Source organism: Herbaspirillum sp. 3R11, assembly GCF_004563925.1.
In the GTDB taxonomy this organism is placed as follows: domain Bacteria; phylum Pseudomonadota; class Gammaproteobacteria; order Burkholderiales; family Burkholderiaceae_D; genus Herbaspirillum.
The window spans coordinates 693,129-713,408 of sequence record NZ_SPNJ01000004.1; the positions used below are offsets into that span (position 1 = coordinate 693,129).

The window sequence follows — 20,280 nt, forward strand, 5'->3', positions numbered from 1 at the left end:
GGCGCTTTCTTGACCGACGACGGATGAAGATGTTGCCGGAGAGACAACAATACCCGGCGACAATAAAAGGCGAATTGGACGACAATCAGACGACAATCCGCTAAAAATCGTCCGGCCGGGAGGAATTTACTGGAAGGTGTTCGGAGTCAGCTGCAGCGGCGAGCCTTGCACGCCGGCATGGATCAGGCGGCGCGCGACGCCGGTGATGTTGGCTTCCAGTTCGCGGAAAGTGCGCATCGGCCCGATTGTTGTAAACATCTGCGAGGCCAGCTTGCTCAGCGCTTCGTTGGAGATGAAGCACTCCCGGTTGACGAACTCCACGCATACAGAAAAAATCACGCCGGCGTTGGTCAATTTCACTTCGGTAACAGACTGCGACATGGCTTTTCCTTTTATCGGACAATCGTCCTATAGTGCGCGTAAGTCCGGCGAATAGCAACCAAAATCGGCGATCACGCCGTGCTGGCGCGGCTTCCGGAGGGATTGGCCGGGTTCACTGCAGACAATGTATAATAGAGGCTCGTTGGGCGGTTTCGCCCTGTTTCGGACCGGCCTGCCATATCGTCTTCAAAGCGTGCCAGTCTCCACTCTTTCCGGCCGCGCCAGCCTCTCGTTTCACTTGTTTTCCGGCACGCGGCCCGTCCTGTAGCAGTCCTGCCGCCGGCGACATTGTGCATCCGGCGCCAAGTCTCTCCGCATGTCTGCACGTGCACGCGGTGCTGCTCCCGGGGCGAAAAGCAAAACGCACTGGTCCGCTCAGGCGGTAACCGGCCTCTTTTTTCTGCGATCTTCGGCGGATGTTGTTGCAGCTTGTTGCAAGCTGCCGCCTGCCGGTCGCCTTATTTGGAAACCACCATGGCTAAAGAAGAACTACTTGAAATGAACGGCCTCGTCGAAGAAGTCCTGCCCGATTCGCGCTTCCGCGTGAACCTGGAAAACGGCCATCGACTGATCGCCTACACCTCCGGCAAGATGCGCCAGAACCATATCCGCATCCTGGCCGGCGACAAAGTCACACTGGAACTGTCTCCCTACGACCTGAGCAAAGGCCGCATCACTTTCCGTCATCTGGAAAAGCGCGGACCGGTCGGTGGCGGACAGCAACGTCGTCGCTACTGATATCTCGGTCCGTAACGAGATTGCGATGCCGACCGCAACACCTTTAGAACGCAGCAATGGCGCTGCGGCGATTTCCGCCAAGGCGATGACGTTGGCGGCTGCGCTGGAAGTCGAACTGGTCGAGTGCGTCTGGGATATCGGCGCCGACCTCACGCATGAACATGCGCATCGGCTCGACCTGATCACGGCGGCGAAATCCGTGCGCGTGTATTTTCCCGACCTGGAACTCACCTCGTCCGGCAATGCGTCGCGCACCAAACGCATCGAAGAACGCCTGCAACGCGCGATCGTTCAGTTGCAGCAACGCACGCCGGCACCGACCTACGGGTTTCGCTGAACGCTACAGAAGTTTCAAGCAACGCAACGCGTCGCACCATTGCACCCTCAGGCATATCGCGAATTAAATCTCGATATGTTTAGGTAATCCTCAGGTTTACCTGTATATTTAAATTTGCACTTACATCAAGTCGTCGTTATTGTTGGTCTCTTCTCTTGAGCTCGCTTGCGAGCCTCCTCTGTCGGACTCTCTTCGGTTACATCTTTCTTGGTCTCGGGTGCGCTTCGGGCGTTGTCCCTCATTTTTTTCAAGGAAGTAATAACATGTCTACAAGTCAAACAGGTACGGTCAAGTGGTTCAACGATGCCAAGGGTTTCGGTTTCATCACGCCTGATCAAGGCGGCGACGATCTGTTCGCGCATTTCCAGGACATCCAATCGAACGGTTTCAAGAGCCTGGCCGAAAACCAGCGCGTCTCGTTTGATCGTGGCACTGGCCCTAAGGGCGAAAAAGCTACCAATATCAAAGCGATCTAATCGCTTGATCTGACGTGAAGGCCAAGGTCTTCACGACACCCAAGTCCGGGATCGACAAACCGGCGGCACCACGCAGATAGCATGGGTCGCTGATGGAAAAATTCCCGGCACCGCAGTTTCTGCGGAATGACAAAGCTCGCTACGGCGGGCTTTGTTGCATTTGGACCCGGCATGCTTCGGCTATCATCGCGGTTCCGCGATTTTCTCCAGCGACGCCCATGCCCCCTGCTTCAAAAAATCTCCTGCAAGATCTCCCAAAAAATTCCCGGCAAGACTGGTCTGAGCGACTGACTGCGCTGGCCGGCGCAATCAGCGATGCCGACGACGGTGCGCACGACATCAACCACCTCCATCGCGTCTGGCAAGCCGCGCGCATCCTGCTCGACGATTACCCGCAAGCCGATGCACTGGTGGTGCAGGCCGCCTGCTATCTGCACGACCTGGTCAATCTGCCCAAGGATGATCCGCAACGCCATCTCGCCTCGCGCCAGGCGGCGCAGCTTGCGCGCCGGCACTTGCAGCAACTTGATTTCCCGGCGGACCAACTCGACGCGGTCGCACACGCCATCGAAGCGCACAGCTTTTCCGCCGGCATTGCCCCGACCACCATCGAAGCGCAGATCGTGCAGGACGCCGATCGTCTCGACGCGCTCGGTGCGGTCGGGTTGGCGCGCCTGTTCTATACCGCCGGCCGCATGGGCAGCAGGCTGGCGCATGCCGACGACGCGCGCGCCGAACATCGCGCGCTGGATGATCGCCGCTATGCGCTCGATCACATCGCCTGCAAACTGGAAACCCTGCCGGCGACGATGCAAACCGACGCCGGCCGCCGCCTCGGCGAACAACGCGTGCAATGGCTGCGCGACTTCCGCACCCGCTTTTTGGCGGAATGGGAAGGCGCCTGAAACCATTTTTTGGAATGCTGCTAGAATAAATCCATCGTATCAATCCATCGTTTTACTTTGCATTCATCCTTCATGTTCATCGTCGCCCTGTCCTGCCTGTTGTCGCTCAGCCTGTATGCACTGGCTGCGCGAGCGCGTGCACGCACCGTCGCGGCCGGTAAACAAAAGAAACAGTCGCTCATCTGACCGGGGCGCGCTGTCCTGTCAGGTGGGCTGACAGGATGGCCAATGCAGACCGGACACGTTCCCCTCGCTACATCTCTCCTTGCAACCTGCCGACAGACATTCACGGTCTGTAATGCAGTACATTTTCATGGAGAGCAGCAATGCGTTCTTTCGACGGTATCTGGATTCCCCTGGTCACGCCCTTCCACGACGGCAAGATCGATTTCCCCGCTTTGCAGGCGCTGGCGCGCAGCATGTCCGACGCCGGCGTGTCCGGCCTGGTCGCCTGCGGCTCGACCGCAGAAGCGGCCGCACTCGACGACGCTGAACAACTGGCCGTGCTCGATGCCATCCTCGATGCAGTGCCGGGCTGTCCGGTGGTGATGGGCCTGGCCGGCAATCGCCAGGTCGCGATGCTGGAGAAGATGCAGAAAATCCAGCAGCGCCCGGTCGCGGGATTGCTGATTCCGGCGCCGTATTACATCCGCCCTTCGCAGGAAGGCCTGCGCGCGTTTTACCTGGCCATGGCCGACGCCGCCGAAGCCCCGGTGATCGTCTACAACATCCCCTACCGCAGCGGCGTCAACATCGATGCCGCCACCATCCTCGCGCTTGCCGACCATGAACGCATCGTCGCCGTCAAGGATTGCGGCGGCGGCGCAGCGGCCACCATGGACCTGATCGCGCATGGCGGTTTGCAAATTCTGGCGGGAGAAGACGAACAGATTTTCACCACGCTATGTCTCGGCGGCAGCGGCGCAATCACGGCGGCGGCGCACATCCGTCCCGACCTGTTCGTGCGCGTGGCGCAGCTGGTGCAGGCACAGCGTCTGGTCGAAGCGCGTGAACAATTTTATGAATTACTGCCGCTGATCCGCCTGCTGTTCGCCGAGCCGAATCCGGCCGTGATCAAGACCGCGCTGGCCATGATGGGCATGCTGCGCGACGAATTGCGCGCACCGATGCTGGCAAGCTCGCCGGCGCTGCACGACGGCTTACGCCGCGAGTTGTCGCGGCTCGGTTGCCTGTAGCGTCCGGCTAGGGCAAACCCGTCACGGCGGCGCCGCTGGCGATACCCTGCTCGCGCAGGATGTCGGCCAGGCTGCTGCGAAAGCGCAGCAGCGGCGCCGCCAGACGGCCGCTGGCCAAACCCGGCGCATGCACCAGCCAGACGCCCATGCCGTTGTCGAACTCGGGCACGGCCAGCACGCGGATCTGCTTGCGGAAAGCGCTGCGCTTGAGCGCGCTCGGCGTGGTGATGCCGATGCCGACGCCGCGCGCCACCAGCGACAATTGCAGCTCGGCGCCGAAGGCTTCGACCGCCACCGTGAACGGTTGGTGGCGCGCTTCGACTGCCAGCCGGATCGCGCTGCGCAGGCCGCAACCATCCTGATTGAGCACCCATGAATGCTGCGCCAGTTCGGTCAGCGTGAGTTCGCCGCGCGGCAGCTTCAGCGACTTCCCTGCCACGACCAGAGCCGGCTCGCGGCCCAGCTTGTGAACCTGGAAGCGCTCCGGCGGCGGCACGCCGTCGGGCACGATGATGGCGGCAGCATCGATCACGTTTTTCTCCAGCATCTCCATCAAACCGGGTGACCAGGCGGCGGTCACGCGCACGCTCAGCTTCGGGAATTCGGTGCGCAGGCAATCGAGCGGTGTGGTCAATGCGGCCTCCGACAAAAACGGCGGCACGCCCAGGCGAAGTTCACCGATGGCGTCGGCATGCGGCGACACGCGATCGATCATGTCGTCGACTGAAGCCAGCACGCGGCGACCCATTTCGTAGACATCGCGTCCGGCCGATGTCGGCTTGAGCGGCTTGGATTGGCGATCCAGCAGCTCGACGCCAAGCATGCTTTCCAGGCTTTGCACCCGGCGCGTGATGCCCGGCTGCGTCAGATGCAATCGCGTGGCGGCGGCGACGATGGAGCCGGTTTCAATGACGGCGACGTAGGCTTGCAGGTCTCGCGTGTTCAAAACAATCTCGCATAGTGTTTATGATAATAATTCAATTGTCGCATAGTTAGCCGCTACCTATACTGGCCTCCCGCAACATCTACAGCATCAGCAACACCTGGAGCCGCCATGGAACAATGCAGCAAGCTTTCCCCACCGCCTGCGAAGATCGTCGCACCGGCAACGCACATGAGCGCGGCGATGACGCTGCTGTTCGCTGCGGCGGTCGGCGTGATCGTCACCAATCTCTACGCCGTGCAACCGCTGCTGGCCGCCATCGGCGTGACCATGCACATCCCCGGCGGCGCCATCGGCCTGATCGCGATGCTGCCGCTGCTCGGCTATACCTGCGGCCAGTTCCTGATCGTGCCGCTGAGCGATCTGCATGAAAATCGCCGCCTCATCGTGCGGCTGCTGGCGGGCTGCGCCGCCTGTCTGGGCATCGCCATGTTCAGCGCGCAAACCTGGTTGTTCCTGACGGCGATTTTCCTGGCCGGCGTCTTGTCGAGCGCGATCCAGATGCTGGTGCCGATGGCGGCCTTCATGAGCGAGGAAGCGCATCGCGGCCGCGTGATTGGCAACGTCATGAGCGGCCTGATGCTGGGGATCATGCTGTCGCGACCGGTGGCCGGCTGGCTGGCGAGTGTGGCCGGGTGGCGTACCGTGTACGGCTTGCTGGCGCTGATCGTGGCGCTGCTGGCGCTGGTGCTGTCGCGCGTATTGCCGGAACGTCATCCGCAACAAACCCAAGGTTATCGCGACATCCTGAAATCGCTGTGGCAATTGCTGTGCAGCGAGCGCGTCCTGCAATACGGCGCGCTGACCGGCGCGCTCAGCATGGCGGCGTACATGTCTTACTGGACCACGGTGGCGCTGTTGCTGGTGCAGCAACCATTTTCACTTGGCGCAGGCGGCATCGCCGTGTTCGCATTGGTCGGCGCCAGTGCCGTGTGCGCGACCCCGTTCGCAGGCCGGGCCGGCGATCGCGGCCGTGGCCGCTTGGCGTCCCATGTCAGTCATCTGGCGATGCTGGCGGCGGCCTTGATCGCAGGCGTTGCCGGCAGCGGCTGGGGCGGCTTCGACGTCCATGCGCACGCAGGCCTGGCGCTGGTGCTGCTAGGTGTCGCCGCCATCCTGCTGGACGGCGGCGTGGCGGCCGACCAGACGCTGGAACGCCGCAAGATCAACCTGCTGTCGCCACAATTGCGCGGCCGCCTGAATGGCCTGTTCGTCGGCTTCCTGTTTATCGGCGGCGCGATCGGCGCAGCGCTGTCCGGATTGGCGTGGAAGCTTGGCGGCTGGAGCGCGGTGTGCCTGCTGCAATTGCTGTTCTCCGCGACGATCACCGGCTTGGCATACGGACAACGTGGTCGCTGAACCTGATGCGCTGTTACAAATCGCCAACATGCGGCGGCGAACCAAGGCTTGCACGTCTCGTCATACCTTTATCGCAATCTGTCGAGGAGGTAACGTGGCAAGCCAGGAATCGCAGCAACCGCACCAACCGCATCAACATTACCAACCGCGCTGGCGCATCGCCGATCTGGATTTTTCGCGCATCGATCTGCAGCGCGTACGTCACGATGAAAACACCTTCTACCTGGTGACCTGCGCCTCGTTCGTCGAAAGCGGCTCCGATCTGTATACCCACAACCTGATCGACTTCTTCCATGACAACGAGGAAGTGGCGACCTGGCTGCGTGAGCAATGGGAAGTGGAAGAGTTGCAGCACGGCGCGGCCTTACGCGCCTACGTCGGGCACGTCTGGCCCGAATTCGACTGGCAACAAGCCTACGACAGCTTTCTCGCCGAGTACGCGGGCTACTGCAAGGTCGAACTGCTGGAGCCGACCAAGGCGCTGGAGATGGCGGCGCGCTGCGTGGTCGAGACCGGCACCGCCACCTATTACCGCGCGCTGTCGCGCAGCGTGCAGGAACCGGTGCTGCAGGAACTGGCGGCGCGCATCTCCAACGACGAGGTCAATCACTACAAGCATTTCTATCAATACTTCCGCCAGTACCGTCGGCGCGAAGGCATCGGCCGCTCGCGCGTGCTGGGTACGCTGAGCCGCCGCACGCTGGAAATGCGCAACGAGGACGCCGACTGCGCCATCCGCCATGCGCTGAAATTCCGCGATCCGGCGCGCGCCGACGACGTCGCCTTTATAAGAGAGCTGAGCGCGCGCATGAGCGCCACCGTGCGCACCAATTTGACGCCGGACATGACGTTGAAGATGATTTTGCGTCCCTTGGAGCTGCCGCCCAAGGTGCAAAGCTGGGTGCAATATCCGATCCGTCAACTGATGCATTACGTGTTTTTGCGCTAAAAGCAAACACCAGTCCGCCGATTTGCGCCGTTTTGGGGCAAATCGTCGCAAATCGCACGACAACGCACCGACTCCATTTTCATCATCACTAAAATGGTGCGATAGCGCGCGTCCGCTTCTGCAAAGCCGGAAAAATCGAGAGAGATTGACGAATTGTCATTGGCACGCATTCTGCTAAAGCAGGAAGGCAGTCAACAAACTCTCATTGATTCTTCTAACTGTAGGGAGCACTTCATGTCACGTCGCACTATCCTAAAAGCAACAGCACTCGGCGCGTTCGCACTTGCAGCATCCTCCTGGCTCCCCGCCGCGTTCGCCGCGGACACCATCAAGGTCGGCATCCTGCATTCGCTGTCGGGCACCATGGCCATCTCCGAAACATCGCTCAAAGATGTGGCGCTGATGACGATCGATGAAATCAACGCCAATGGCGGCGTCATGGGCAAGAAGCTCGAGCCCGTGATCGTTGACCCAGCATCCAACTGGCCTCTGTTCGCTGAAAAAGCGCGCCAGCTGATTTCGCAAGACAAGGTTTCCGTCGTGTTCGGCTGCTGGACTTCGGTCTCGCGCAAGTCTGTCCTCCCGGTCTTCAAGGAATTGAACAGCCTGTTGTTCTACCCTGTGCAATATGAAGGCGAAGAGCTGGAAAAGAACGTCTTCTACACCGGCGCAGCGCCTAACCAGCAAGCCATCCCTGCCACCGAATACCTGATGTCGAAAGAAGGCGGCGGCGCCAAGCGTTTCGTCCTGCTGGGCACCGACTATGTGTACCCACGCACGACCAACAAGATTCTGCGCGCCTTCCTGCATAGCAAGGGCGTGAAGGATTCCGACATTGATGAAGTCTACACACCGTTCGGTCACTCCGATTACCAGACCATCGTCGCCAACATCAAGAAGTTCGCAGCCGGCGGCAAGACTGCAGTGATCTCGACCATCAACGGCGACTCCAACGTGCCGTTCTACAAGGAACTGGGCAATGCCGGCCTGAAGGCGACCGACGTGCCTGTCGTGGCGTTCTCGGTGGGTGAAGAAGAACTGCGCGGCGTTGACGCAAAACCGCTGGTCGGCCATCTGGCTGCCTGGAACTACTTCGAATCCGTGAAGAACCCGGTCAACACCGCCTTCATCAAGAAGTGGAAAGCCTACGCCAAGGCCAAGGGTCTGCCGAACGCCGACACCGTCGTGACCAACGATCCGATGGAAGCGACTTACGTCGGTATCTACATGTGGAAGCAAGCAGTTGAAAAAGCCAAGACCACCGACACCGACAAGGTGATCGCAGCGATGGGCGGCCAGACCTTCAAGGCGCCGTCCGGTTACACGCTGGAAATGGACAAGACCAACCATCACCTGCACAAACCAGTGATGATCGGCGAAATCAAGGCCGACGGTCAGTTCAACGTGGTCAACAAGACCAAGACCACCATCCGTGCGCAACCATGGAGCCCATACATCCCGGGCAACGAGAGCAAGCAAAAGATGTAATGCAGTCGCTTGCCATGTTTGGTTAGCTGAGCAGTCCCCGCTGCATGTTCCATGCAGCGGTTTGCAAGACCTTGCACCGGGCGTCCGACATCCCGTCCGGTGCAATCACTGCGGCGGTTCCATCTCCGGAATCGCATGCATGAATCTCAGATAAGCGTCGTGAGACCGACTTTCTTTCCGTCTTGCCTTGCCACCGAAAAGAACCATGAGACTTCTCCCCAAGATAATTACGTCCGCCTTGCTGACAGGCTGGCTGTGCACCCAGGCGATCAGCGCGCATGCCGCGATCGATCCGGCGCTGCTCAAGCCGCTGGCCGGCGACGACCCTGATGCGCGCATCGCCGCCGTCACGCAGATTGCTGCGCTGGCCAATGCCGACGCGCAAAAGATCCTCAACGCCATCAACAGCGATGCCCTGTACGCCACGCCTGCCGGCGACGTGCTGATCATCGAAGACAGCGACGCCTTCAATCCCGCCACCGACAAGACCGGCCCGGCGCCGGACGACGCCGAAGGTATCACCGTCAACAATCGCCTGCGCGGCGTGGTCGAAGGCGCCTTGTCCGGCCTCAAGCTGTTCTCGCCGGACCGCGCTACGCGCCTGACTGCCGCGACCGAATTGCTGAAGACCGCCGACGCCGCACAGACGCCGCTGATCAGCAAGGCGCTCGCTGCCGAGAAAGATCCGCAAATCCAGGAAGTGTTGAAGCAAGTCGTCGCCACCGCCAACCTGCATGCGCCTGACGCAGCCGCACGCAAGGCCGCCGTCAAAGCGCTGGCCGACACCACCAACGCCAACCTGAAACCGGTGCTGGAACAGATGCTGGCCAAGAATCCCGACGGCAGCTATGTTGAACCCGACGAAGGCGTGCGCATCGAAGCAGTCCGCACGATGTCGGCACTGGACCGCCACCTGTCCATCACTGAATTCGTCGGCAAGCTGTTCTACGGCGTCTCGCTGGGCAGCGTGCTGCTGCTGGCCGCGCTCGGCCTGGCGATCACCTTCGGCCTGATGGGCATCATCAACATGGCGCACGGCGAACTGCTGATGATCGGCGCCTACACGACTTACGTGTGCCAGCTGGTGTTCCGCAAATTCTTCCCGGGCGCGATTGACGCCTACATCGTGGTCGCGTTGCCGGCCGCCTTCATCGTTGCAGCAGCCGTCGGCATTGCGCTGGAACGCCTGGTGATTCGCTGGCTCTACGGCCGCCCACTCGAAACCCTGCTGTGCACCTGGGGCATCAGCCTGATGCTGATGCAGGCCGTGCGTTCCATCTTCGGCGCGCAAAACGTCGAAGTCGCCAATCCGAGCTGGATGTCGGGCGGCATCACGGTGCTGGGTTCGCTGGTGCTGTCGTACAACCGCATAGTGATCATCTTCTTCGCGCTGTTCGTGGTGTTCGCGGTGTGGCTGATCCTGAACAAGACTCGCCTCGGCCTGTTCGTGCGCGCAGTCACGCAAAACCGCCGCATGGCCGATTGCGTGGGCGTCTCGACCGGCAAGATCGACATGATGACCTTCGGCCTCGGCTGCGGCATCGCCGGTCTCGGCGGCGTGGCCTTGTCGCAGCTTGGCAATGTCGGCCCCGACCTCGGCCAGGGTTACATCGTCGACTCCTTCATGGTGGTGGTGCTGGGCGGCGTCGGCCAACTGGCGGGCACCGTGATCGCCGCGTTCGGTCTGGGCGAGGTGAACAAATTCCTGGAGCCGGTCGCCGGCGCCGTGCTGGCCAAGATCGCCATCCTCGTGTTCATCATCGTGTTTATCCAAAAGCGCCCGCAAGGCCTGTTTGCACTGAAAGGCAGGAGCGTGGAATGAGTACCCTCAATCTCCCATTGAAACCTTCGCTGTTTTCGCGTCCGGCCTGGATCGGGATCGTGGTCTTTACCGTGATCCTCGGGCTGCTGCCGATCTTGAATCTGCTTCTCCCGGCCGGCCATCCGCTGTCCATCTCCAGCTACACCATCGCGCTGATCGGCAAGTTCATGTGCTACGCGATGGCGGCGCTGGCGCTGGATCTGGTGTGGGGCTACACCGGCATCCTGTCGCTCGGCCACGGCGTGTTCTTCGCGCTGGGCGGCTATGCGCACGGCATGTACCTGATGCGCGCCATCGGCCACGACGGCGTGTATCAGAGCGACCTGCCGGACTTCATGGTGTTCCTCAACTGGAAAGCCTATCCGTGGTACTGGTGGATGACCGAGCACTTCTGGTTCGCCATGCTGCTGGTGGTGCTGGTGCCTGGCGTGCTGGCCTTCGTGTTCGGTTACTTCGCCTTCCGTTCGCGCATCAAGGGCGTGTACTTCTCGATCATCACGCAAGCGATGACCTTCGCCTTCATGCTGCTGTTCTTCCGCAATGACACCGGCTTCGGCGGCAACAACGGTTTCACCGACTTCAAGCGCATCCTCGGCTACACCATCACGGCGCCGTCGACCAAGGCGGTGCTGTACCTGGTGACGCTGGCCTTCCTGCTCGGCTCGCTGCTGCTGTGCCGCGCCATCGTGACGTCGAAGCTGGGCCGCGTGCTGCAGGGCGTGCGTGACTCCGAATCGCGGCTGATGTTCATCGGCTACAACCCGCTGTGGTTCAAGCTGTTCGTGTGGACCTTGTCGGCGGTGTTGTGCGGCATTGCCGGTGCGCTGTATGTGCCGCAGGTCGGCATCATCAACCCGTCGGAAATGTCGCCGGCCAACTCGATTGAAATGGTGATCTGGGCCGCCGTCGGCGGACGTGGTTCGCTGATCGGCCCGATCATCGGCGCGTTCACCGTCAACGGTCTGAAGAGCTGGTTCACCGCCGCCTTCCCGGATCTGTGGCTGTTTGCACTGGGTCTGATCTTTATCCTGGTGACGCTGTTCCTGCCGCAAGGCATTCTGGGACTGGTCAAGAAACTCAAGAAGCAAGACCCGAAAGATCGCATCAAGGAGGCCGCATGAGCGAAATGTATAACCGCGCCGCGCCGCAAGACAGCGTCGATAACGGTCAGCACGCCGACCACGGCACTTCGTACGCACGCATCAAACCGGAAGGTGTCGACACCACGCACGGCGCCATCCTGTACCTGGAAAACATCACAGTGACGTTCGACGGTTTCAAGGCGATCAACAACCTGAACCTCGACATCTCGGTCGGCGAACTGCGTTGCATCATCGGTCCCAACGGCGCCGGCAAGACCACCATGATGGACGTCATCACCGGCAAGACGCGACCGACGGCGGGCACGGCGTTCTTCGGCCAGAGCATCGATCTGACCAGGATGACCGAATACGAAATCGCCCACGCCGGCATCGGCCGCAAGTTCCAGCGGCCGACGGTGTTCGAGCAACATTCGGTTTTCGAAAATCTGGAAATGGCGATGAAGATGGACAAGCGCGTGAAGACGACCTTGTTCGCGCGCCTGAACTCGGAACAGATCGGCAAGATCGAAGAGATCCTCAAACTGATCCGTCTGAACGGCCAGGAAAACCGCGTCGCTGGCCTGCTCTCGCACGGCCAGAAGCAGTGGCTGGAAATCGGCATGCTGCTGATGCAGGAACCGCAATTGCTGCTGCTGGACGAACCGGTGGCCGGCATGTCCGACGCCGAAACCGTGCGCACCGCCGAGCTGCTCAACGAGCTGCGCGGCAAGCATTCGATCATGGTGGTCGAACACGACATGGGCTTCGTCGAAGAGATTTCGCAAGGCGGCAAAGTCACCGTGTTGCACGAAGGCTCGTTACTGGCCGAAGGCACCATGCAGCAGGTGCAATCGGATGATCGCGTGATTGAAGTGTACTTAGGCCGCTGAGAGTAGCGCTCTAAACCCGGGACGAGAAGAATATGCTGCAAGTCAATCAACTGAACCAATACTACGGTGCCGCGCACACCTTGCGCGGCGTGTCGATCAATGTCGAAAAGGGCAAGTGCCTGTCGCTGCTCGGCCGCAACGGCGTGGGCAAGACGACACTGCTGAAATGCCTGATGGGCGTCCTGCCGGTCGCGGCCGGCAACGTCACGCTGGAAGGCAAGGACATCACCAAACTCAAGCCGCATCAACGTGCAGGACTGGGGATTGCGTATGTGCCGCAGGGCCGTGAGATCTTTGCGCGCCTGACCGTGGAAGAAAACCTGCTGATGGGCATGGCCACCAAGTCCGGCCGCAAGGCGTCGACGATCAAGGGCGAAGTGTACGAACTGTTCCCGGTGCTGAAGGAAATGCTGCACCGTCGCGGCGGCGATCTGTCGGGCGGGCAGCAACAACAACTGGCGATCGCCCGCGCACTGCTGGCCGAGCCGAAACTGATCATCCTCGATGAGCCGACCGAAGGCATCCAGCCGTCGATCATCAAGGACATCGGCCGCGTGATCAGCCTGCTGCGCCAGCGCGGCGACATCGGCATCTTGTTGTGCGAGCAGTACTTCGATTTTGCACGCGAGCTGGCCGACACCTTTGTCGTCATGTCGCGCGGCGAAGTGGTGGCCTCGGGCGTGCAGGCGGAGATGGACAACGAAGACGTGAAGAAGCACCTGGCGGTGTAGGCCCCGGTTACGTACGCCGTGTTGCCGGATTATCAAGCCCGGAGACGTTCGCGGCGTGCGTTTTGCTTACAGGTCTGCTATAAACGAACGTCCACGCCGCAGCTCCATCCTCACGTCGCACAATCAGAACATTGCATGAAACGCATCATCGATCCTGCTGCTGCCGTCACGGAATCTGGCCAGACCGCCGCCACCGTCGTCGCCATTGCTTCGCGCCATCAACAGGCGCGGCTGACGCTGGGCTTCGCCGACGATGCCGGCACCACGCGCATGATCGAGCGCAGCCACTTCGGTCCGCTGCGCGTGCAGAAGCCGCTGTATCCCGAACATCCCGCCGTCTGCCATGCGGTCATCGTGCACCCGCCGGGCGGCATTCTTGGTGGCGACGTGCTGAACATTTCCGCACATGTCGGCGACAACGCGCATGCGCTGCTGACCACGCCGGGCGCCGGCAAATGGTATCGCGCCAACGGCTTTGTCTCGCAACAGCAAGTGGCGCTGGCGGCGACCGCCGGCGCGGCGCTGGAATGGCTGCCACAGGAAACCATCTTCTTCAACGATGCCGACGTGCGCATGGAACACCAGGTCGAGCTGGCCGCTGATGCGACCTATATCGGCGGCGAGATCCTGTGCTTCGGCCGCACCGCGTCGGGTGAATCTTTTAATAGCGGCCGTGTCAGCCAGCGCACCAGCATCCGTCGCGGCGGCAAGCTGGTCTGGTTTGAGCAGGGCGCGCTGCGCGCGGGTACGTCGTCGATGACGAGTCCTTTGGCGCTGGCCGGTTATACGGTAAGCGCGACATTGATTGCCGTGGGCCTGCCGCTCAACGCCGCCTTCCTCGGCGAACTGCGCGAGCTGACCAGTGCGCTGGCCAATGACGGCCGCAGCGGAGCAACGCAAATGAAGCAGGTCTTGGTGCTGCGCTATCTGGGCAACTCCAGCCAGATTGCGCGACAGTGGCTGACGCATGCATGGCAGCGCATCCGTCCTGAATTGATGCAGCGTGAAGCAATCGTGCCACGCATCTGGAATACGTAGAGAAGCAACACAGACAGAATCAAGGAGAACGCATGGAACTGACCCCACGGGAAAAAGACAAGCTGCTGATTTTCACGGCGGCGCTAGTGGCTGAACGGCGCAAGGCGCGCGGCCTGAAACTGAATTATCCGGAAGCGGTGGCGTTGATTACGGCGGCCATCATGGAAGGTGCACGCGACGGCCGCACCGTCGCCGAGCTGATGTCCGAGGGCGCCAAGATCCTGTCGCGCGCCGACGTCATGGATGGCGTGGCGGAGATGATCCCCGATATCCAGGTCGAAGCAACGTTCCCCGACGGCAGCAAGCTCGTTACGGTTCATCACCCCATTCCTTAAGAGGCGCCATCATGATTCCAGGAGAAATGCTGGTTGAGCCGGGCGACATCGAACTCAACGTCGGCCGTGCTACGGCGACAGTAACGGTGGCCAACAGCGGCGACCGTCCGATTCAGATCGGATCGCATTTTCACTTTTTCGAGACCAATCCGGCGCTGAAATTCGACCGCCAGATCGGCTACGGCATGCGCCTCAACATCGCCGCCGGCACCGCGGTCCGCTTTGAGCCAGGCCAGGAACGTACGGTGGAACTGGTGGCGCTGGCCGGTGATCGCAAGGTCTACGGTTTCAACGCCAAGGTGATGGGCGCACTCGACAAGAAGGGAAATAAATAATGGCCAAGATTTCACGTCAGGCTTATGCCGAGATGTTCGGCCCTACCGTCGGCGACCGTTTGCGTCTGGCCGATACCGAGTTGTTCATCGAGGTCGAGAAGGATTTCACGACCTATGGCGAAGAGGTCAAGTTCGGCGGCGGCAAGGTGATCCGAGACGGCATGGGCCAGTCTCAGCGCAACTATAAAGACGTCATGGACACGGTGATCACCAACGCCGTGATCGTCGACCACTGGGGCATCGTCAAGGCCGACATCGGCCTCAAGGGTGGCAAGATCGCGGCCATCGGCAAGGCCGGCAATCCGGACATCCAGCCCGACGTCACCATGGCCATCGGCGGTGCGACGGAAATCATCGCCGGTGAAGGCATGATCGTCACGGCAGGCGGCGTTGACACGCACATCCACTTCATTTGCCCGCAGCAAATCGAAGAAGCGCTCATGAGCGGCGTCACCACCATGATCGGCGGCGGTACCGGGCCGGCAGTCGGCACCGCGGCGACGACGTGTACGCCGGGTCCCTGGCACATCCATTCGATGCTGTCGGCGGCGGATGCGTTTCCGATGAATCTGGGCTTCCTCGGCAAGGGTAACGTCAGCCTGCCGACGCCGCTGGAAGAACAAGTCCACGCCGGCGCCATCGGCTTGAAGCTGCATGAAGACTGGGGCTCGACGCCGGCTGCAATCGATAACTGCCTGTCGGTGGCGGATCGTCTCGACGTGCAGGTGGCGATCCATAGCGACACGCTCAACGAAGGCGGTTTCCTCGAACATACGCTTGCCGCGTTCAAGGACCGCACCATCCATACCTTCCACACTGAAGGCGCAGGCGGCGGTCACGCACCGGACATCATCGCGGCCGTGGGACAAGGCAATGTCTTGCCGTCGTCGACCAATCCGACGCGTCCCTACACCGTCAATACGCTGGACGAACATCTGGACATGCTGATGGTGTGCCATCACCTGGATCCCGCCATCGCTGAAGACATCGCTTTCGCCGAATCACGCATCCGTCGCGAGACGATTGCCGCAGAAGACATCCTGCACGACATCGGCGCGATCTCGATGATGTCGTCCGACTCGCAGGCGATGGGCCGCGTCGGCGAAGTGATCATGCGCACCTGGCAGACCGCGCACAAGATGAAGACACAACGCGGCTCGCTGGCGGAAGATCCGTCGCGCCACGACAATTTCCGCGTCAAACGCTACATCGCCAAGTACACGATCAACCCGGCGATCACGCACGGCATTTCGCATGTGGTCGGTTCGCTGGAAGTCGGCAAGGTCGCCGACATCGTATTGTGGAAACCGGCCTTCTTCGGCGTCAAGCCATCGATGATTCTGAAGAGCGGCATGATCGCGGCGGCGCAGATGGGCGATCCGAATGCCTCCATCCCGACACCGCAACCGGTGCACTACCGCATGATGTTCGGCGCCTATGGCGGCGGCTTGAAGACCTCGATGACGTTTGTGTCGCAATCCGCTTTTGACGCCGGCATCGGTGACATGCTCAAGCTGAACAAGCCGGTCGTTCCGGTCAAGGGCATGCGCAATCTGCGCAAGCGCGACATGATCCACAACGGCGCGACGCCAAGGATGGAAGTCGATTCCGAAACCTACGAAGTGCGCGCCGACGGCGAGTTGCTGGTGTGCGAACCGGCCAAGGTGCTGCCGCTGGCGCAACGTTATTTCCTGTTCTGAAGAATAATTATGCTGACCCTGAACACCAAGATCGAACACGCCGAGAAGATCGACGGCGAATTGCTGTTGCCTTACGACCAGCGCGAGAAGAGCCGCCTGCGCGCGACCCTGCTGTCCGGCGAGGATGTCGCTGTCTTTACCGTGCGCGGTACGGTGCTGCGCAACGGCGATCTGCTGCGCGGCGACGATGGCCGCGTGGTGAAAATCAACGCCGCCAAGGAGGCGACTTATCGCGTCGAAGCGAGTTCGCCGCATCAGTTGCTGCGTTGCGCGTTCCATCTCGGCAATCGCCACACCCAGGCGCAAGTCGGCGAAGGATTCCTGCGCATTCGCAAGGATCCGGTGCTGAAGGAAATGCTGGAGGGTCTGGGCGCGCTGGTGGTTGAAGAAGAAGCCGCCTTCGAGCCCGAATCGGGCGCCTATGGCGGCGGCCATCACCATCATGGCGACGATCATCATCATCCGCTGGCGCCGATTCCCGTGCGTCAAAAGATTCATCGCCCCGGCGACAAGTCCTGATTTCCTGAATCGCGAATCGTCCATGCAAGCCCAGGCCCTGCTCCATTTGCTCCAGCTGACCAGCCCGTCGCTGCCGATCGGCGCGTACAGCTATTCGCAGGGGCTGGAGGCCGCCATTGAAAACGGCACCGTGAAGAACGAAGCCGGTGCGCGCGCGTGGATTGTCGATTCGCTGCACGAAGTCGTTGCACGGTTTGAAGCGCCGATTTTGTGGCGCTTGTTGCAGGCCTTTGCGGAACGCAATGCCGATGGCGTCGCTTTGTGGAATGAGCGTTTCATCGCCGCGCGCGACACGGCGGAATTCCGCGCCGAGACCATACAGATGGGATATTCGCTGAGCAAACTGGCCATCGATCTGAAGATCGGCGATGAATGTTTACTTGAACTGATGCAGGCGCAAGGCGAGGTCCCGTTGCCGACGGCGTTGGCCTACGCTGCTGTGGCGCTGAACGTACCGCACGAGGCAGCCCTGCTCGGCATGCTGTTCGCCTGGGCGGAGAATCAGGTGTTGGTCTGCGTCAAGTCAGTGCCGCTGGGCCAGGTCGCCGGCCAACGTTTGCTGTTGTCCCTGCAGCCGGAGCTCGAGGCGGCAGCGCAGACCGCGCAAGCGCTGGCTGATGATGAATTGTCGAATTGGTCCCCGGGCTTGTCGCTGCTGTCGATGCAGCATGAAGTACAGTACAGCCGCTTGTACCGCTCTTAGTATGGCCGTTGTATTGGTCGATTGGTCGATCAGAGCCATTTGAATTTTTATAGAATCCGTTTTTAATCGAGATAAACATGAGCAACCCATCCTCTCCCAATCCATTGCGCGTCGGCATCGGCGGCCCGGTCGGCTCCGGCAAGACGGCGCTGTGTGAAATGCTGTGCAAGCGCATGCGCGACCATTACGACATGGCGGTCATCACCAATGACATCTACACCAAGGAGGACATGGAAATTCTGTTGCGCGCCGATGCGTTGCCGGCCGACCGTTTGATGGGCGTGGAGACCGGTGGATGCCCGCACACGGCGATTCGCGAAGACGCGTCCATCAACCTTGAAGCGATCGCGCGCATGAGCGCAGATTTCCCGGATCTGGACCTGATACTGGTAGAATCCGGCGGCGACAATCTGGCGGCGACGTTCAGCCCCGAATTGTCGGACCTGACCATTTACGTGATCGACGTCGCCGGCGGCGAGAAGATTCCACGCAAGGGCGGCCCAGGCATTACCCGTTCAGATCTGTTGATCATCAACAAGACCGATCTGGCGCCTTACGTCGGCGCCAACCTGGACATCATGGCGCAGGACGCCAAGCGCATGCGCGGCGACCGGCCGTTCGTGTTTACCAATTTGCGTAGCGGCGACGGCGTCGAGACAGTAATTGAATACATCCGCAAGCAGGGCTTGCTGGATGAGAAGAAGTGAAGCTGAAGACTGGTAGCTATTCTGGTTCGTTTGGCGCGTGAGCGCGTTCACAAGATTTATCCGAAGGAGAGAAAACATGTTTCGTATTTCCAGCAAGACTGTCGCGCGCGCAAGTGCATTGACCATCGCGGCCCTGGCCAGCACCAGCGTGCTGGCGCATCCCGGCCACCCGGAATCGCTGATGTCCGCATCAATGAGCTTCGGCGCCGGCTTCAGCCATCCGTTTTCAGGTGTCGATCACTTGCTGGCGATGCTGGCGGTCGGCCTGTGGGCGGCGCAGAATAAACGTTCGGCCACGTGGGTCTTGCCGTTGGCGTTCCCGTTGATGATGGTGGTTGGCGCGCTGTTGGCGTTTTCCGGCCTGAGCATCCCCGCCGCTGAAACCGGTATCGCCGCTTCTGTCGCGGTGCTTGGCTTGCTGATCGCCTTCGCCGTGCGCATGCCGTTGTGGGCGAGCACTGTCGTGGTCTCCTTGTTTGCCGTGTTCCACGGCTATGCGCATGGCAGCGAGTTGCCGCACGGTTCATCGGCTGCGCTGTATGGCATTGGCTTCGTGCTCGCTACGGCTTTATTGCACGCAACAGGACTTGGCATCGGCCTGTTCGCCGGCAAACAGATGGCCGATAAAGTTGTGCGTATCGGCGGCATCGGTATCGCTGCAGTCGGCGCTTATCTGTTGGCGGCTGGTTAATTGATGTAACTGATATCAGCTTGGCGCTCGAGGATATTGGGCGCCACTTATGATGCGATAAAAGGGCCGCGTTTTCGACGCGGCCCTTTTTGTTTGTGGAGCGGATTTGTGGCTTGGAGTGGGTGTTGGCGTCAACAGGATTCCAGCTCGTCCGGGAGTGCCATGGTCCGGATATTTAATGCCGCTTCGTTGCTCTTCTTTCAGATCAATGACACAACTTCATCCAAAGTGTGCACAACGGCTTTCATTGCGGGGCATTTCCATTTCGTCTCGCAGAGTCCAAGCAGACTGAAATGGTGCTGCGGCACCGATAGCGTTCCATGAAAGGAGGCGCCTTCTGGGTCCGTTTCAGTAGCGTGAGTTATAAAAGACCACCGGCCATTGGCCGGTTTTTTTCGTCTGGCGGATGTCGCCTGCGTTATTTGAGGACTTGGGGCACACGGATTGGACACCACCCAGTGGAAAGTGATGACCAGACAATGCTCATTCCGGCCGGTTTTTGAAGATTCTTTATCCTGGTGCGGAAGTGCGTGCGTCAGATCTTGACCGAGGGAGGTGGATTTCCTGAGCGATCGCGGAAGTTGAGAGGTTACAGAGGATGTGGGAGGCTATTGGTAGGCGCGAATTACGCGTGAAACCGGAAGAGTATTGGTGGTTTTGCGAGTGGATTGGGGTGAGTTTGCCGGAGTGGCCGAAGCGGATGTGCCTGAAACGAAGCGATGGTGGGGAGAAGGAAGCGCAGCCGAAGGGCCGGGAGGTGTAAAACGGCGCCAGGAGTTGGCGTTGGATGGGGTAAGACGAGGAGGATTGTGTCTGAAGTGAAGCAATTTGACAAATGAATCGGACAGCAAAAAGCCCCACACCTGATGGTATGGGGCTTAAGCTTAATTAATAGCCTGACGATGACCTACTTTCACACTGGTTGCAGCACTATCATCGGCGCGAAGTCGTTTCA

The 20,280-nt window shown here is 60.5% G+C and carries 22 protein-coding genes; 20 read left to right on the plus strand and 2 right to left on the minus strand.

Translation table 11 applies throughout. The features are described 5' to 3' along the window. Positions 1 to 126 precede the first annotated feature (126 nt). Positions 127 to 381 (minus strand): DUF1488 family protein, encoded by a 255-nt coding sequence (locus E4P32_RS19940; protein WP_116436011.1) that lies wholly within the window; start codon positions 379 to 381, stop codon positions 127 to 129. 474 nt (positions 382 to 855) lie between these two features. Between E4P32_RS19940 and infA the strand changes: the two genes are divergently transcribed. The 5 genes from infA (at position 856) to dapA (ending at position 4,033) form a co-directional block, all read left to right on the plus strand. After that, the gene (infA, locus tag E4P32_RS19945) at positions 856 to 1,119 is read left to right on the plus strand and encodes a translation initiation factor IF-1 (RefSeq protein WP_007881321.1); all 264 of its coding nucleotides are present in this window, start codon (positions 856 to 858) and stop codon (positions 1,117 to 1,119) included. A gap of 25 nt (positions 1,120 to 1,144) precedes the next feature. Next, a complete protein-coding gene (locus tag E4P32_RS19950) occupies positions 1,145 to 1,456 on the plus strand; it encodes a hypothetical protein (RefSeq protein ID WP_233526734.1) in 312 nt (103 codons plus the stop codon). 263 nt (positions 1,457 to 1,719) lie between these two features. Beyond that, positions 1,720 to 1,932, plus strand: coding sequence for a cold-shock protein (locus E4P32_RS19955; RefSeq protein WP_053200149.1), 213 nt, complete (start codon positions 1,720 to 1,722; stop codon positions 1,930 to 1,932). 218 nt (positions 1,933 to 2,150) lie between these two features. Continuing rightward, positions 2,151 to 2,837, plus strand: a complete 687-nt coding sequence (locus E4P32_RS19960; protein WP_116436012.1) for an HD domain-containing protein — start codon at positions 2,151 to 2,153, stop codon at positions 2,835 to 2,837. Between the two features lie 326 nt (positions 2,838 to 3,163). Further along, positions 3,164 to 4,033 carry a 4-hydroxy-tetrahydrodipicolinate synthase gene (dapA, locus tag E4P32_RS19965; protein ID WP_116436013.1) on the plus strand — a complete coding sequence of 290 codons (870 nt, stop codon included), beginning with the start codon at positions 3,164 to 3,166 and terminating at the stop codon, positions 4,031 to 4,033. 7 nt (positions 4,034 to 4,040) lie between these two features. Here dapA and E4P32_RS19970 read toward each other — a convergent pair whose 3' ends face one another. After that, positions 4,041 to 4,979, minus strand: coding sequence for a LysR family transcriptional regulator (locus E4P32_RS19970; protein ID WP_116436014.1), 939 nt, complete (start codon positions 4,977 to 4,979; stop codon positions 4,041 to 4,043). Positions 4,980 to 5,087: 108 nt separating this feature from the next. Here E4P32_RS19970 and E4P32_RS19975 point away from each other — a divergent pair, with 108 nt between their 5' ends. From E4P32_RS19975 to E4P32_RS20045, 15 genes are all read left to right on the plus strand, one after another. Beyond that, positions 5,088 to 6,335 carry an MFS transporter gene (locus E4P32_RS19975; protein WP_233526735.1) on the plus strand — a complete coding sequence of 416 codons (1,248 nt, stop codon included), beginning with the start codon at positions 5,088 to 5,090 and terminating at the stop codon, positions 6,333 to 6,335. 94 nt (positions 6,336 to 6,429) lie between these two features. Continuing rightward, positions 6,430 to 7,284 (plus strand): ferritin-like domain-containing protein, encoded by an 855-nt coding sequence (locus E4P32_RS19980; protein WP_116436015.1) that lies wholly within the window; start codon positions 6,430 to 6,432, stop codon positions 7,282 to 7,284. A gap of 234 nt (positions 7,285 to 7,518) precedes the next feature. After that, positions 7,519 to 8,772, plus strand: a complete 1,254-nt coding sequence (gene urtA / locus E4P32_RS19985; protein ID WP_116436016.1) for an urea ABC transporter substrate-binding protein — start codon at positions 7,519 to 7,521, stop codon at positions 8,770 to 8,772. A gap of 205 nt (positions 8,773 to 8,977) precedes the next feature. Further along, complete coding sequence (gene urtB / locus E4P32_RS19990; protein WP_116436017.1) at positions 8,978 to 10,594, plus strand: urea ABC transporter permease subunit UrtB; 1,617 nt, start codon at positions 8,978 to 8,980, stop codon at positions 10,592 to 10,594. Continuing rightward, positions 10,591 to 11,715 (plus strand): urea ABC transporter permease subunit UrtC, encoded by a 1,125-nt coding sequence (gene urtC / locus E4P32_RS19995; RefSeq protein ID WP_116436018.1) that lies wholly within the window; start codon positions 10,591 to 10,593, stop codon positions 11,713 to 11,715. Before urtB ends, urtC begins: the two co-directional genes overlap by 4 nt. Beyond that, a complete protein-coding gene (gene urtD, locus E4P32_RS20000; RefSeq protein ID WP_116436019.1) occupies positions 11,712 to 12,566 on the plus strand; it encodes an urea ABC transporter ATP-binding protein UrtD in 855 nt (284 codons plus the stop codon). The genes urtC and urtD overlap by 4 nt, the downstream gene beginning before the upstream one ends. 32 nt (positions 12,567 to 12,598) lie before the next feature. Beyond that, a complete protein-coding gene (gene urtE, locus E4P32_RS20005; RefSeq protein WP_116436020.1) occupies positions 12,599 to 13,297 on the plus strand; it encodes an urea ABC transporter ATP-binding subunit UrtE in 699 nt (232 codons plus the stop codon). Between the two features lie 135 nt (positions 13,298 to 13,432). Further along, positions 13,433 to 14,335 (plus strand): urease accessory protein UreD, encoded by a 903-nt coding sequence (locus E4P32_RS20010; RefSeq protein ID WP_116436021.1) that lies wholly within the window; start codon positions 13,433 to 13,435, stop codon positions 14,333 to 14,335. A gap of 32 nt (positions 14,336 to 14,367) precedes the next feature. Continuing rightward, positions 14,368 to 14,670 carry an urease subunit gamma gene (locus E4P32_RS20015; RefSeq protein WP_116436022.1) on the plus strand — a complete coding sequence of 101 codons (303 nt, stop codon included), beginning with the start codon at positions 14,368 to 14,370 and terminating at the stop codon, positions 14,668 to 14,670. Positions 14,671 to 14,681: 11 nt separating this feature from the next. Continuing rightward, positions 14,682 to 15,005 (plus strand): urease subunit beta, encoded by a 324-nt coding sequence (locus tag E4P32_RS20020; protein ID WP_116436023.1) that lies wholly within the window; start codon positions 14,682 to 14,684, stop codon positions 15,003 to 15,005. After that, positions 15,005 to 16,705, plus strand: coding sequence for an urease subunit alpha (gene ureC, locus E4P32_RS20025; protein WP_116436024.1), 1,701 nt, complete (start codon positions 15,005 to 15,007; stop codon positions 16,703 to 16,705). The genes E4P32_RS20020 and ureC overlap by 1 nt, the downstream gene beginning before the upstream one ends. A 9-nt stretch (positions 16,706 to 16,714) precedes the next feature. Beyond that, positions 16,715 to 17,224, plus strand: coding sequence for an urease accessory protein UreE (ureE, locus tag E4P32_RS20030; protein ID WP_116436025.1), 510 nt, complete (start codon positions 16,715 to 16,717; stop codon positions 17,222 to 17,224). A 22-nt stretch (positions 17,225 to 17,246) separates the two neighbouring features. Continuing rightward, a complete protein-coding gene (locus E4P32_RS20035) occupies positions 17,247 to 17,927 on the plus strand; it encodes an urease accessory UreF family protein (RefSeq protein ID WP_116436026.1) in 681 nt (226 codons plus the stop codon). Positions 17,928 to 18,004: 77 nt separating this feature from the next. Continuing rightward, positions 18,005 to 18,634: an urease accessory protein UreG gene (ureG, locus tag E4P32_RS20040; RefSeq protein WP_116436027.1), complete on the plus strand. Its 630-nt coding sequence runs from the start codon at positions 18,005 to 18,007 to the stop codon at positions 18,632 to 18,634. A 76-nt stretch (positions 18,635 to 18,710) separates the two neighbouring features. Beyond that, on the plus strand, positions 18,711 to 19,325 hold the full coding sequence (locus tag E4P32_RS20045) for a HupE/UreJ family protein (protein ID WP_116436028.1): 615 nt from the start codon (positions 18,711 to 18,713) through the stop codon (positions 19,323 to 19,325). The last annotated feature ends 955 nt before the right edge of the window (positions 19,326 to 20,280 follow it).